Source organism: Streptomyces sp. NPDC058000 (genome assembly GCF_042886435.1).
Classification (GTDB): domain Bacteria; phylum Actinomycetota; class Actinomycetes; order Streptomycetales; family Streptomycetaceae; genus Streptomyces.
Map to the genome: position 1 here is coordinate 1 of NZ_JBHVQS010000080.1, position 12,593 is coordinate 12,593.

Here is a 12,593-nt window from a genome sequence, read left to right on the forward strand (position 1 = left end):
AGTTGCGCACGAGTCACACAGGAGTCCTACCCGATCAGCACTCCGTCCGGGACTCAAAACTCGATTCTGATCACAACCACAGACAGCCCCTAGGGACGACAGGTGGGCCCGGCGGCCAGAAGGGGAACGCACACCTTGTCTGGTTTATCGAGAAGAAGACGCATCCTGTCCAAAATCGCTGTCGTCACGGCGGCTGTCATGTTCGTCGGGGGAGGTAGCAACGCCGTCGCCGACGGCAGCGGCGAGACGCTCAAGTGGGAGTATTCTCCGGCTTCCCGCCCTGCGGCAGGCCCAGAGACCCTGACCATGGCCAACAACCACCGACCCGAGTCCGGGAACAACCTCAAGGCTGCACCGGGCACCAAGGACGCGAACGGGGTGTGGCAGGCCGACAGCACCACTCCCACCCTGTCCAACACCGTCACCGACGGCGACGGCGACACGGCGAACCTGACCTTCGAGGTCTACACCACCGATGCCACCGGCAACCCCAAGGACCAAGTCAAGCTCACCGACCCCGACACGGGTAAGCCCGCCGCCTACGGCGTCGTGGTGTCCAGCTTCGTCACCTCCGGCGGTACCGCGAAGGTCACCCTGCGCTACGGCGACCTGAAGACGAACACCACCTACGCCTTCCGCACCTCCGCCTACGACGGCGGCCTGTACGAGACGGACTGGTCGGCGTGGGCGAAGTTCAAAACCCGCGGCCGTGCCGTGGACATCAAGCTTCCGGAGCCGAACAAGAGCGCACCGGCGGTGGACCTGGACAAGTACCAGGAGCCGCAGGTCGGGACCCGCAACCTGCCCAAGGAGGTCACCCGCGCCGCCAAGGACGCTGGTAAGGGCAGCGAGACCTGCACCGACCACGGCCAGAAGATCACCTGCATCGAGGTCGGGAAACCGTCCGACTTGAGCGCCAAGGAGAAGCAGGACGTCGCGAACAAGCTCCGTGCGGGCAGTGGCGATCTGGTGCCGTGGTGCAACGACGCGGGCGCCTCGGCGGGCAAGGACTACCTCAAGCGGGACAGCGCCTGCCTGAAGTGGGCCACGCCGATCGTGTTCAAGTACTTGGCCAAGGCACCGGACGGGAACATCTACAACCCGGCGGATGCGCACTTCGCCTCGGCCATCGAGATCAAGCTCGACCCGGTGTCCCGGAAGTTCACCCAGCGGTTCGCGCTGGTGCCGATGGACCCGTTCGTCGTGGAGCACGGCACCGTCGGCATGCCGGGACCGTTCACCATGATCCCGACGTTCAAGTGCTCCCCGGAGTGCACCACCGCCGCCCCTGTGTGGGATGGCTCCAATACGTGGCAACCGAAGGGTGACCTCCACGCCGCGTACGCCACCTTCAACCACGAGTGGACCGGCGGCACCGTCACCAAGACCGCCAAACTCCAGCTGGACTGGACCATCGCTGGGACCTTCCCGGGACTAGGGGGCGAGGACTACCCGCAGTGGATGGGCAACTCCACCCCGGACTTCGATATCCGCTGCGACGTCGTTGCCTCCGCCACCAGCCCCGGCTGCGTGTTCTCGGCCTATAAGTCAACCTGGGTGATGAACTTCGCCAAGACGCCGGCCGCCGTCGCGCACGCCTGGCTGATCCAGTCGAAGCTGCCCAACCACCCCGGATCCAAGGCAGCGGGCAAGCCGATCAAGTACCTGCCAGCATCCGTGCGGGATTCGAACCTGAACCGAAAGGTCATCTGCCCGGATGGCTGGGCCAAGACCTACGGCAACCCCGACACCACCCCGATCGACACGAGCGACACCGCCAGCTGCGATGAGTTCGCCTACGCCGCCTCCTACAACTCGGGCGGTATGCCCGCCTCCCTGGATGGCATGAACGAGGTCGACACCGGCAACGACTGCGTGCAGACCTACGCCTCCCGCATCGCGACGGGCGACTGGAGACTGTACGACGACATCCGTACCGCTGCTCCGATGTGGAAGGAAGTCTGCGGACGCTCGTCGATGTCGAATTACCAGAACACCCAGTCGATGCAGCCATTCTCGGGAACGTTCTCCTCGCCATCGAAGTACCGTCTGCTGGACAAGGACGAGTACTGGGTGGCCTTCCCTGAGTTCGCGCACTGCGACGCGTCCAAGGTGACTGTGTCGTGCGCCGTTCCGAAGCCGTGACCGACTGTTAGGAATCGATGCAGACTGGGGCGGGGCGGCCGCACCCTCCCGCCCCAGTCGCACCCCCCATAACCAGGAGAAGACATTGAGCGACGGCATCACGTGGCTGACCGACGCCTGGCGCGGACACGCCCCCATCCTGTTCGTCACCTTCGCACGCGGCATCAGCCCAGACGACCTCGTTGTCCGGCTCGGCGCCCGGCCCGGAGAAGTGCTCGGCCCGATCACCTTCGCCGAGGCCGAGCGGCTGACGTTCAACGACCGCGAATCAGCCCGCGTGGCCCGCTTCGGTGAATGCGCGGGCTGGTCATATGCGGTGGAGCAGGGCTGGCCCTCCAAGGCTTGGTGGGCTCACCCCGACGTCTCCACCGGCGGGGTCGAAGTCTTGCACCTGACCCCGAAGCCGGACGACCCGCCCAGGGAGTGCTGGTACTACCGCGACGGCCAAACAGTCGGTCGCTTCGATATCGGCGACACCCCAGACGAGGCCATGGGGTTCCTGCTCCCGGCGTTCGAGGAAGCCGGACTGCTCGATGATGACGTGAGCGAGGAGTTCGACTCGTTGCGTGCGACCCTGACCGCCTTGCAGCAGCACTTCGGACTGTCACTCCCACGCCAGGAAATCCTCAATGGCCAGCTGCCCGCAGCTGTGACCGCGACCGTGCCGCCAGAAAACCTGGGGGACTAACGACCTTGGGGGCAATTGAGAAGGTGAGTCACATCCTCTGATCGATCTTGCTGTCGTGATGGCAGCCGGGTGTCTCGTCGTGAGGATCGCGGCGGGTCCTCCATCGCGAGTCATGCCTGGCCGCCGATGGGGGCCCGTGGGGGAACCAGTCGGGTGGATGCAGGCGTCCAGAGGGGCATGGATCAAGGTTTCCGACTGCGTGAGGCGACCGCCGAGGACGCCGACGTCCTTGCCGACGTGCACACCCGGACCCGGACCGCGTACTACACCGCGGGCGGCACATGCCCGAGGAAGAACTCGCCGACCCGAGTGCATGGAGGGAACGGCGCGACGCCTGGGCGCGGGTGCTGGCTGCGTCGGCGCGCGCCACGCTGATCGCGGAAGACTTGGACGGGACGGTGCTGGGGCTGCTCACTGCCGGGCCACCGCACCACGAAGACCTGGACGCCTCGACGTACTACGAGCTGTACCAGATCGGGGTACTAGCGCACGCCTGGGGGCACGGGGTGGGTGGGGCCCTGCACCGGGAGTTCGTCGCGCTGGCCGCGGCCGCCGGCTGCGCCGAGGGCGTGCTGGAGTGCTGGGCGTCCAACACCCGTGCGCAGCTCTTCTACGCCCGAAACGGGTGGCGGGCAGATGGAGCGCGCCGTCCAGGACCGCTGGACCATGACTACGTCCGGCTGCGACTGAAGCTCGTATCGCACAGCTTCTGAGCGGGACTGACGCAATGTCAGAGTCGGGCGGCACACTCGGGAGACGTGACTGTTGCCCTGGATCGTGCCGCCCTGTCCCATCCTGCCTTCGTTGGTGTGACACGCCAACACTTCGTGGAGTAGAGCGCGCCGACCTTGGCCAGGCTGGCGGTGAAGTAGCTGTCTCCGAACCGCAGCCCGGCATGCCGGAAGTCCAGCCCGTCCGGCGTCTGATCGACCGCCACGAAGGAGATCGCCGCCCGGAAGGGCTGGGCCAGGCCGGGAAACTGCGTCAGCGCCTCGCTCACAGCGGTGTCGAGCGCCATCTGCAGCGCGGGGTCGTCGCCTAGCAGCGCGGGGTACGGCGCGGGAAAAGGGTTCACCCGGTCAGGATCGGCCCGGCCGCCGGGGTCCGCGCGCGGGAGGGGGCCGCTCCCACATGTAACTGTCTGCGTGGTCCTGCTCGTAGACGAACTCTTCAAGCCGGGTGCTGGCATCACCGCTGTGCCCGGTGGGGTGCAGGTAGGACTGCCGCCGCTGCATGTTGCGCAGCATGAACCGGCCCTGGGTGTTGCCCTGCCGCAACTCCCAGAGCTGCGGGGTGCGTTCCTCCCCCTCCCGCAGGGGCTGCATCTCGACAGTTCCGTGCTCGTCGCGGTCCGGATTGGGTTTCCCGGTCAGGTACAACCCGGTCTTCTTGCTCTTGATCAGGTACTGACTGCCTTCCAGCAGCTCGCTCACGAACCCTCCCCTGTCAATCTTTCGGAGCAGCAACTCCACAGAGTCGTGGGCGGCGTGTAAAGCCTCGCTACCGCGCAGTAGGGCAACCTCAGCCAGCACCAATTGGCCAGCGAATCCAGCCCCGAACGCCAGAAACGACTGTCCCTTACTGCGAGCCCCGTGCCCATGCGCTGCAACTCGGCATGCACCGCAGCGACAGCCGCAGAGCCTGCCTGAGGTGCAACCGTGCCCTCCCAGCCAACTTCCCATGCGTGGCGGCAACTGACGGAGCCTCCGCACTGACTCGATCACATTCACCCGATCGAGTGGGATCGACGAAGGGGACTCTTCCGGCTTGCCCGCCGAGGGGCGAAGGGCACCGATACCGGAGCCGCGTCGACCGGCGGCCTCCAGGTCGTCGGCGAGTGGGCACGGTCAGAGTCGCCGGGAAGAGAGATGAAGACGTCGAAGCGCCCGCAGGCGACCTGCGGGGTGACCCGGCGGGCGAACAGGCTGTCGACGATGACGACGGAGGTCGTGGCCAGCGCGGTGTCGGTGTCATGGTTGAGGCGCCCGAGGTCCCCGACCGGGGATCGCCCACGTCCAGCCGCGGGATTCCCGCCTCATCCGGCATCCACACCCCCGTGTTCGGGGGTGTCGAAGTAGTAGTCGTCGCCGTGAAGCACCCGCACGGGGGCCCGGGAAGCGGTGGCGGCCAGCGCGACAGCCAGCGTTGTCTCCCCCGCGCCGGCCCCTCCGGTCAGCGTCACCAGCATCCGGCCCGCCCCTTTCCCGCACACGTCATGAGGCTGGACGATCGCATACTGCCCTGTGGCTCACGCCACCAGGGCCGGGGCGTTCCACGAGGTGCCTGCCCTCGAAGCGGGCTCCCACGCGGACCAGGGCCATGAGATGCGGCGAGTTGACCGCGCGCCAGCGGGCCTGGGCGTGGCGTGGTGAGATTCAGCGGCGCGTCGCGGGCTTGCGTCGTCGGCGCCATCTCGGGACTGTCCATCAAGCTCACTGGGCCCGCACTCGGGTGAGTGCGGGCCCAGTGGTGCATGGGGTGCGAGCGTTACAACTGCCGGTCCCCCTGCCAGGTGACCGACGCCAGCGCGGCCAGGCCCCCATTGGCCAGGCCCTTGTAGGTCACCGTCCGGGCGGGACCCAGCTCGTGTGCGAGCCGCTTCGCCAGGTCCATCCCCTCCTGGAACAGCCGCTCCCACTCGGCGTCGTACTTGCCCTCCTCCCGGTCCCGCAGGTGCAGGTTCAGCGTGGTGTCGATGCTCTTCGCCCACGTGTACAGGTCGGCGATGAGGTTGTCGGACAGGTCCAGCGCGGCAGCGGGATCGTCCGGGAAGAAGTCCCCGAACCCTTCGGCGCGCAGCGGACCGAAGGCGTACTCGCCCTCGACCGTGACGTCGACCGGATGCGGGGGCGTGTCGTGGTCGTCGCGCTCCCAGTGCAGTCGGTCGCAGCCCCAACACAGCCACTTCGCCGTCCGGTGGCGCTCGTCCCAGTAGCGCACGGACCAGGACGACCCGAGCCGCCGGGCTAGTCGCTGGGCGGTCGCCAGTCCCTGCTTGACGTGCTTGCGCAGGTCCGGGCGAGAGGTGAACCCCCCCGCCGGGCGGGACAGCGACCAGGCACGCAATGCGTCCGCCAGGTCGGCCGGGAGGGCCAGCCGCTCGTCGTCCAGCGGGACGGTGCGGGTGTAGGCGCCGAGGTCGTCGTAAGCCGCGGGGTCTTCGGGCTCGTACAGCGGGGACGGCTCGCCCTGGGCCTGCACGAGCACGGGGCGCGGTTGTTCGGCTGTCATACGGGATTGGCTCCGATCACATATCCGTTGTCGCCTACGCTAATGGCCAGACGCTGGGTCTTGCCCTGGAAGGTGACCTCGTAGATCGTCCTGCTGGCCCCCTGGGTGCCGACCCGCGTGCCCTCGGTCAGTGCCGTCTTCACGAGGGCCGGGATGTCCTCCACCCTGACTCCCGCGGTCGCGAACTCTCCCGCGTGCCGGAACACGATGTGGATCAGGCCCGAGTGGACGTCGCCCTTTTCCAGCCAGGCGAGGGGCACACCGGGCTTGGAGAACTCGGCGATCCAGATCGTGTTCGTCTTGTCGAACTTCACCCCGGCGTCCGTGAGCCTCTCGAGCAGCTTCGAGTCGAGGGCGGGCCGGTGGATCTTGGCTCGCTCCGTCACACCGGCCGCGATACGCAGCCCCAGGCCCGCCGCGCTCGTGGCGTCGCCGACCTGGGCGGCGCCCTTCTCCCCGTAGATCTTCTTCAGATCCGCGAGAACCTGCGCGGCGTCCTCACCGGTCTTGATGGCTTGTTCGGCCCGTACGGCGAGCTTGGCCGCTTCGGCGAGTTTCTCGACCATCGTGGGCGGTACGAGCGTCGCGGCGGCCCAGGCGCAGCTGGACTTGTCGCCGTGGTAGCACCGGACGGCGTCGCCCAGCACGATCTCGTACAGGACCGCGCCGGCCTTGTCTCCGAAGAGGTTCTGCCAGCCGATCCGGGTGATGTCACCGAAGCTGAAGTGGTGGGTCCAGTTGTTCGTCTGGTTCTTGAGCGTCTCCGTGCCGAGGAACAACGTGTCTAGCTGCGGGCAGCCGGCCTCGGTGGCGGGGACGTCGGGATTGAGGCAGTAGTAGTAGCTGACCGTGACATCGAGGTGCAGCTCGTACGTCACTGTGCAGCCCTGAGGCACGTAGTCGCACTCGTTGAGTTGCTTGGCCGGTCCCGCCTCCGTGACCTTGTCGACGACGTAGAAGACACGGTCGACGCCGGTTCCGGCGCCCGTCGAGACCTGCTTGTTCGCGTCCCCGCGCTCGGTCTGTTCGGCTGCCTGCTGCGCGGATTCCGCGTGCTTCTGCGCTTCCTTGGCCGCTTCTTCGGCGGCGGTGGCGTCCACGTCCGCACGGTTGGCTGCTTCACGGGCGTCGTTGGCGGCACGTTCCGCTGCATCGGCGGCCTGGCGGGCTGCCTCGGCATCGAGGGCCGCTTCGTCGGCGGAGTCGCGGGCGTCCTTGGCGTAGCCCTCGGCCCGGCCGGCTGCCGCGTCGGCCGCTGCGGCGTCCTCCGTGGCCTGCCGGTCGTATGCGATCGTGCGTGTCAGGGATTGCGCGGCCTTGGACGCGGCGTCAGCGGCGTCGGCCGAGTAGTTGAGTGCTTCGTTGGCGTAACCGCGGGCTTCTGATGCGTAGTTGGCGGCGTTGGCGGCGCTTTGGTAGGCGGTCTTGGTGTCTTCGGCGGCCTTGTCGGCAAGGCTCTGGGCGAGTGCTGCTTCCTTCTTGGCGTTCTTGGCGTGCGCCTCGGCCACAGCGGCCTGTTGCTCGGCGATGGTCTTCGAACCTTGGCCGGAGAGCACCACCAGGGGGGCCGCGGAGTCGGTGGTGATGTAGGGCGAGCCCAGTTGGATGGCGTCGTTGGCCGGCTTGGCGACCTGCGCTGCCGCCTGACGGGCGTCGGCGGCTGCCTGGGCGGTGGCATAAGCGAAGCCGGCAGCCTTTGCCGCTGCTGCCCGGGCATTGTTGGTCTCCTTCTGCGCCTCGTCAGCATGGGACTTGGCGTCTTTGGCGTGCTGTTCGGCCTCGTCGGCGTCCTTGACGGCGGCGTTGGCCTCGGCGGCGGCGTGCTGGGATGCGGTGATGGCGTCCGCGGCGGCGCTGGTGGCCGTCCTTACCGCGGCGTCGGCCTTGAGCTTGTCGGCCTGGGCCGCGTCGGAAGCAGCTCGGGCCCTGGTTGCGGCGGCTTCGGCACGAGTGGCTGCGGCATCCGCGTCCGCTGCGGCCTGTGTAGCCGCGTTGGCTTCACTGCGTGCCGACTTGGCCGCTGATTCGGCGGTGTCGGCTGCGTGGTCTGCGGCGTCGGCTGCGGCGCGGGCCTCGGTGGCATTGTCGTCGGCGTCGTGCGCGTCGGCGTACGCGTCCTTCGCGTCCGCCTTGGCGCGTGCGGCATCCGCGTTCTGTTCGGCGTCCCAGGCATCATCCCGCTTGCCCTTGGCGTTGTCGCGGGCTGCCTCCGCCGCTTGACGCTTTTGGGAGGCGGTGGTGGCCGCAGCGTCAGCCTTCTTCTTGGCTTCTTCCGCCGTGGACTGGTAGCCCTGGGCGTTGCGTTTGTGCTCGGCGGCTTCCGCCTTCTTCGCGTCGGCTCTCTCCTTCTGCGCCTTGGCGGTCTTTTCCTCGGCCTCCGCTGTCAGCCGCTTGGCGTGCGCATCGGCCGCGGCGGCCTTGGCGTCGGCCTCGGCCTTGAGGGCCTCTTGCAGCTTGCTTTCGGCGGTCTCCTTGTCCTTTTTCGCGTTGTCGCGGTGCTCCTTCGCGGAGGCGGCGGAGGCTTTGGCCTGCTGCTCGGCGAACTGTGCTGCCTCTTTGCGGAACTCCGCCTTCGACTGGGCGGCCTGTGCCAGCGCGCGCTGCGCGATCGTCGCGCTGTCGGAGGCCGAAGCGTGCGTGGCCGCCTCCGCGGTCTGCGCGGCGATGACCATTGCGTCCAGTGCGGCTGCCGTGCCATGGGTGACCTGTGCCTTTTGCTGGGCGACCAGCAACCCACGCCCGCGCGGGGCCCCGTTGGTGTCGGCGATGGTGTAGGCGGCCTGTTCGGCGGTGTCGGTGGTGGTGACGGCCCGCTTTGCCGCGGCTGCCTGCTGCTTCAACAGGATCAGCTGAGACTTCGTCACTGACTGGGCACTGGCCAGGCTCTTCTTGGCCTTGTCGAACTGCGCCGCATCGGGCTTGGTGGGCTTGCTGCTGCCAGCCCCGCCGGGTGACCAGTAGGACTGCCACCGGGCGACATGGTCGGCCACCCAGGAATTGCCCAGCATGTTGCCGAGGATCTTCGCCCCGGAAGCAAGAGCCTTGGTCGCGTTGGTGTTGGCGTCCAGAATCTGGTTGCGCTGTGTGGCCTGCGAGGTGACCTCCTGCTGCCACTCCTCGGCCGCGGTGCTCACTTCGTTGCCGAGGACCTTGTCGGGGTCGATCGGGTCGCGCCATGTGCACGCGGCGAAGCGGTTCTTGAGGTTCTCGACCGCGATACGGAACTCGGCGCTGTCCGGCTCCGGCGCCGACTTGGGAAAGCCTCCCGATTCCAGGAAGATCCGGGCGTTGTCGGCGCCCATCGGCTCTACCGTCTGGTTCAACAGGTATTCGTACGCGTCGTGCTCGGCCAGGGCACGGTTCCACTCATCCCGTGGCAGGCTCGGGTCCGGGTCGTTGGCGTACAGCGGGCCGCCCTGGGCCGCCACCGCGTTCCTCGTGGACTTGTCGGCGGACGCGGTGGGGTCCTCGTAGAACGTGTCCTCTTGCTGCCAGAAGAGGCCGGCATACCACTGCCCGAGGCCGGTCTGAGCGTAGAAATCCTTCTTCCCGTCGCCCGGGGAACCGGGCGGCCAGTGGAAGTCGGAGTCCACGAAGGCAGCCCGCGACGCAGCCCCGGCGCGGCCCCGCTCGCCCCAGGCGTCCGCAGCGCGGGCTGCGGTCTTCGGCATGTTCGCCATCGACACCCAGGGCAACCTCTACTCCTACGCGCCCGACAACACCCAGGTCCTCGCTCCCCGCGAGCTCCTCGCCACCGACTACAAGGACGTACGGACAGCCAGTAGTGCCGACGACGACGGGGACGGCGTCGCCGACGACACCTGGGTCTGGACGACTGACGGCGGAATGTCCAGTAGCTATGGGTATGTTGGAAGCGGCTGGAACATCTACGACACAGTCTTCTCGCCAGGCAACCTCGGCGGCGCCCCCGGCTACGACGTGCTCGGCCGAGACTCATCCGGTGTCCTGTGGCTGTACTTGGGCTACGGCGACGGCACCCTCACCGCCCGCCGCAAGGTCGGCGGCGGCTGGGACGCATACACGCAGATAGTCGGCAAGGGCGATCTCACCGGAGACGGCTGGCCTGACATCGTCGCCCGCGACACCTCCGGAGTCCTCTGGCTCTACCAGGGCACCGGAGACCCCGATGCCCCCTTCGCGGCACGCACGGAGATCGGGAGCGGCTGGAACGCCTACGACGCCCTGGTTGCCACAGGCGACATGGACCTCGACGGCAAAGCCGACCTCATCGCCCGCCAGCCCAACGGCGACCTCTACTTCTATAAGGGCACCGGAAACCCAGCCGCCCCCTTTGAACCGAAGCGGAACGTCGGCCACGGCTACCAGACCTACCGCGTGATGTTCTCCTGACCAGCCAGACCCATGGTCTTCACGGCCAACAGTGGATCTCCACTCGGAAGTGCGCCTGATGGCACAGTGTAGTCACAGTGCCTGCTGCGGTGACTGAGCGGATCCCAGACGGGCGGTGACGAAATCAGCTCCAAGCGCGAGAACTTCGGAAGCAGCTTGTTGCTTCTTCCTCCGCACACGCCCCAGCTCGAGACTGACGAACAGCCGCTGCGCTGCTGGTCGTTTACCCTCCGCTGGCGAGCCCGGTTGAGGCACGCCTTGAACTCCAGGCATCGGGCCTCGAACCACTTCGCTAACGATGGAGTCCCTTTCGGTCTCGGGGCGGTCCACGCTGAACCAGTAGGCCAGCACGTCGTGCGTGGTCCCGTGGCGGATATGGACGAGCGTAGCCAGGGGCTGGTCGACGAAGACCAGCTGGTGCTTCGCGCCAGCGCCCACGCCCCGCTTCCGGGGTCGTGACGCAAGCCCGGCCCTGATGGCGATTCGTGAAAACGGTTCAGGCAAGATTCTTGTGGAGGGTGATGGAGCGTCACATGGATCAGGCGAGGAGCACTCGCTTGCGTAGTAACGGGAGTCCGGCCTGGTTGAACATCTGGCGCTTCAGGGTCTTGAGTCTATTGACGTGCCCCTCGACCCTGCCGGAGCTGTAGTCCATGGTCAGTCCGGCCAGCACCGCGTCGAGGTCCTGGCGCAGGAACCCCGCGAAGCTCTTGATCGGTGGCGGTGCAGTCCGCTCGGCCTGGCGGATCCACTCCTCCAGCAGGAAGCCACGGCGAGGGCGGAACAGGTCGGTGAACGCGCGGGCGAAGTTGCAGGCTGCCGTGATGTCCGGGCAGGCCACCCGTACTTCTCCAAGCCCTTCGGCGCTGCGTGACGACAGGTTCTCGCGGTCTTGCATGATCCAGCCGGTGATTCTGCGAGGACTCGGTACCTCGGCAGGCGCCGGGGGCGCGGACCCGGCACGCACCGTGCGCAGATAGCGGGTGAGGGTGGAGTAGCCGCCACGGTATCCCTGCTCGCGCAGGCGTTGGAGCAGCTCGGTGCCGCTGGTGCGACCGGCCGCGAACTCGGCCTGCAGGAACGGCTTGAAGCGGTCGAGGGGACGCTGCGGCGGTCGCGGGCGGAGGCGAGCAGGGTGTCGAGATCGGTGTCACGGTAGTGACGCACGGTCTTGCGGTCGAGGCCGAGGCGGCGAGCGATCTCGCTGATCGGGTAGCCGGCGGCAACCATGCGGTTGATCTCCTCGTGCCGGTCCAGGACACGCTGGACGATCAGAGTCGGAGGCAGGGCGTCGAGCAGGGGCATCTGCACGGGCTGGTCCCGTCCGCGCTCGGCATGCTTCTTCAGGCAGCCGCGGTGCTGGTGACAGACCTGCTCGACGGCCCGGGACAGGCTCTGGAGCAGGTGCCAGCGATCAGCGATTTGGACCGCGTCCGGGCAGGCCGTGGTCGCGGCGCGGCTGTAACTGCTGTCGCGGTCACGGCAGATGATCTCGGCACCAGGGTGCTCGGCGAGCCACGCGATGAGGGTGTCGGAGGAACGGTCGGGCAGCAGGTCGATCACCGTCGAGGCATCGACGTCGACCAGGATCGTGCCGTAGGTCTTGCCCTCGCGGAAGGCGAAGTCGTCCACCCCCAGTACCCGCGGGCTGCGTGCTGAGCTGGTGGCGGGAGGGTCGGGCAGGGCCATCAGCATGCTGATCAGCGTCACCCGGCTGACGGCCACCGCGAGCACTGCCGCCATCCGGGCTCCGGCCCGGCCGGCCAGAGCCAGCGCGAGGGCCAGCAACAGGTGGTACAACAGCGGGGTCGCTTACCGCTGGCCGAACTGCGGCGCGTGCTGACTCCCGACGGCCGGCTGATCGTGTCCGTTGATCACCCCTCCATCGGCCTGGTGCAGCCGGGCACCGACTACTTCGCGACGTACCAGCACTCCGAGGAATGGACCCTCGGCGGGCACACCGCCCTGATGACCTTCTGGCATCGGCCGCTGCACGCGATGACCGACGCCTTCACCGCGGCCGGCTTGCGGATCAACATCATCAGCGAACCGTTCCCCGCACCGGGCGCCCGCGAGCTGTTCCCCGACATCTTCGTGGACAGGCCCTCGGGGGCCTTCGTGTGCTTCCTGCTCTTCGTCCTGCAGGCCGACTGATGCC

Annotated in this window: 12 protein-coding genes and 2 pseudogenes; 5 read left to right on the forward strand and 9 right to left on the reverse strand. The window is 67.7% G+C overall.

What is annotated here, in order from left to right; genetic code table 11:
- The first annotated feature begins 306 nt into the window (after positions 1–306).
- From ACFVT2_RS39400 to ACFVT2_RS39410, 3 genes are all read left to right on the forward strand, one after another.
- On the forward strand, positions 307–2,145 hold the full coding sequence (locus ACFVT2_RS39400; RefSeq protein WP_390026233.1) for a hypothetical protein: 1,839 nt from the start codon (positions 307–309) through the stop codon (positions 2,143–2,145).
- 85 nt (positions 2,146–2,230) lie between these two features.
- The gene (locus ACFVT2_RS39405) at positions 2,231–2,833 is read left to right on the forward strand and encodes a hypothetical protein (protein WP_390026236.1); all 603 of its coding nucleotides are present in this window, start codon (positions 2,231–2,233) and stop codon (positions 2,831–2,833) included.
- A 281-nt stretch (positions 2,834–3,114) separates the two neighbouring features.
- Complete coding sequence (locus ACFVT2_RS39410; RefSeq protein WP_390026238.1) at positions 3,115–3,546, forward strand: GNAT family N-acetyltransferase; 432 nt, start codon at positions 3,115–3,117, stop codon at positions 3,544–3,546.
- Between the two features lie 17 nt (positions 3,547–3,563).
- Here ACFVT2_RS39410 and ACFVT2_RS39415 read toward each other — a convergent pair whose 3' ends face one another.
- From ACFVT2_RS39415 to ACFVT2_RS39440, 6 genes and pseudogenes are all read right to left on the reverse strand, one after another.
- Positions 3,564–3,908: a hypothetical protein gene (locus ACFVT2_RS39415; protein ID WP_390026240.1), complete on the reverse strand. Its 345-nt coding sequence runs from the start codon at positions 3,906–3,908 to the stop codon at positions 3,564–3,566.
- A gap of 4 nt (positions 3,909–3,912) precedes the next feature.
- Positions 3,913–4,266 (reverse strand): hypothetical protein, encoded by a 354-nt coding sequence (locus tag ACFVT2_RS39420; RefSeq protein WP_390026242.1) that lies wholly within the window; start codon positions 4,264–4,266, stop codon positions 3,913–3,915.
- A gap of 602 nt (positions 4,267–4,868) precedes the next feature.
- Positions 4,869–5,021 carry a hypothetical protein gene (locus tag ACFVT2_RS39425; RefSeq protein ID WP_390026244.1) on the reverse strand — a complete coding sequence of 51 codons (153 nt, stop codon included), beginning with the start codon at positions 5,019–5,021 and terminating at the stop codon, positions 4,869–4,871.
- Positions 5,022–5,046: 25 nt separating this feature from the next.
- Positions 5,047–5,193 (reverse strand): annotated as a pseudogene (locus tag ACFVT2_RS39430) (IS256 family transposase); the annotation flags it as partial.
- A 127-nt stretch (positions 5,194–5,320) separates the two neighbouring features.
- On the reverse strand, positions 5,321–6,064 hold the full coding sequence (locus ACFVT2_RS39435; RefSeq protein WP_390026247.1) for a hypothetical protein: 744 nt from the start codon (positions 6,062–6,064) through the stop codon (positions 5,321–5,323).
- The gene (locus tag ACFVT2_RS39440) at positions 6,061–9,744 is read right to left on the reverse strand and encodes a hypothetical protein (protein WP_390026281.1); all 3,684 of its coding nucleotides are present in this window, start codon (positions 9,742–9,744) and stop codon (positions 6,061–6,063) included. Before ACFVT2_RS39440 ends, ACFVT2_RS39435 begins: the two co-directional genes overlap by 4 nt.
- On the opposite strand from ACFVT2_RS39440, the gene ACFVT2_RS39445 reads away from it, so the two are divergent.
- Positions 9,734–10,435 (forward strand): FG-GAP repeat domain-containing protein, encoded by a 702-nt coding sequence (locus ACFVT2_RS39445; protein WP_390026249.1) that lies wholly within the window; start codon positions 9,734–9,736, stop codon positions 10,433–10,435. The two genes, ACFVT2_RS39440 and ACFVT2_RS39445, sit on opposite strands and share 11 nt — an antisense overlap.
- Positions 10,436–10,507: 72 nt before the next feature.
- Here the strand turns inward: ACFVT2_RS39445 and ACFVT2_RS39450 are convergent, their stop codons facing one another.
- The 3 genes and pseudogenes from ACFVT2_RS39450 to ACFVT2_RS39460 form a co-directional block, all read right to left on the reverse strand.
- On the reverse strand, positions 10,508–10,873 hold the full coding sequence (locus ACFVT2_RS39450; RefSeq protein WP_390026251.1) for a transposase family protein: 366 nt from the start codon (positions 10,871–10,873) through the stop codon (positions 10,508–10,510).
- Positions 10,874–10,973: 100 nt separating this feature from the next.
- Positions 10,974–11,333: a transposase gene (locus ACFVT2_RS39455; protein ID WP_390026253.1), complete on the reverse strand. Its 360-nt coding sequence runs from the start codon at positions 11,331–11,333 to the stop codon at positions 10,974–10,976.
- A gap of 494 nt (positions 11,334–11,827) precedes the next feature.
- A pseudogene (locus tag ACFVT2_RS39460) lies at positions 11,828–12,178 on the reverse strand (transposase); the annotation flags it as partial.
- A 93-nt stretch (positions 12,179–12,271) separates the two neighbouring features.
- On the opposite strand from ACFVT2_RS39460, the gene ACFVT2_RS39465 reads away from it, so the two are divergent.
- Entirely contained in the window at positions 12,272–12,589 is a 318-nt protein-coding gene (locus tag ACFVT2_RS39465) for a hypothetical protein (protein WP_390026256.1), read from the forward strand.
- Positions 12,590–12,593: the final 4 nt, after the last annotated feature.

Excerpts from the sequence above, each read along its gene's own strand:
- ACFVT2_RS39400 (WP_390026233.1), top strand. The coding sequence starts at position 307 with ATGGCCAACAACCACCGACCCGAGTCCGGGAACAACCTCAAGGCTGCA.
- ACFVT2_RS39410 (WP_390026238.1), top strand. The coding sequence starts at position 3,115 with ATGCCCGAGGAAGAACTCGCCGACCCGAGTGCATGGAGGGAACGGCGC.
- ACFVT2_RS39425 (WP_390026244.1), bottom strand. The coding sequence starts at position 5,021 with ATGCTGGTGACGCTGACCGGAGGGGCCGGCGCGGGGGAGACAACGCTG.
- ACFVT2_RS39435 (WP_390026247.1), bottom strand. The coding sequence starts at position 6,064 with ATGACAGCCGAACAACCGCGCCCCGTGCTCGTGCAGGCCCAGGGCGAG.
- ACFVT2_RS39445 (WP_390026249.1), top strand. The coding sequence starts at position 9,734 with ATGTTCGCCATCGACACCCAGGGCAACCTCTACTCCTACGCGCCCGAC.
- ACFVT2_RS39440 (WP_390026281.1), bottom strand. The coding sequence starts at position 9,744 with ATGGCGAACATGCCGAAGACCGCAGCCCGCGCTGCGGACGCCTGGGGC.
- ACFVT2_RS39455 (WP_390026253.1), bottom strand. The coding sequence starts at position 11,333 with ATGCAAGACCGCGAGAACCTGTCGTCACGCAGCGCCGAAGGGCTTGGA.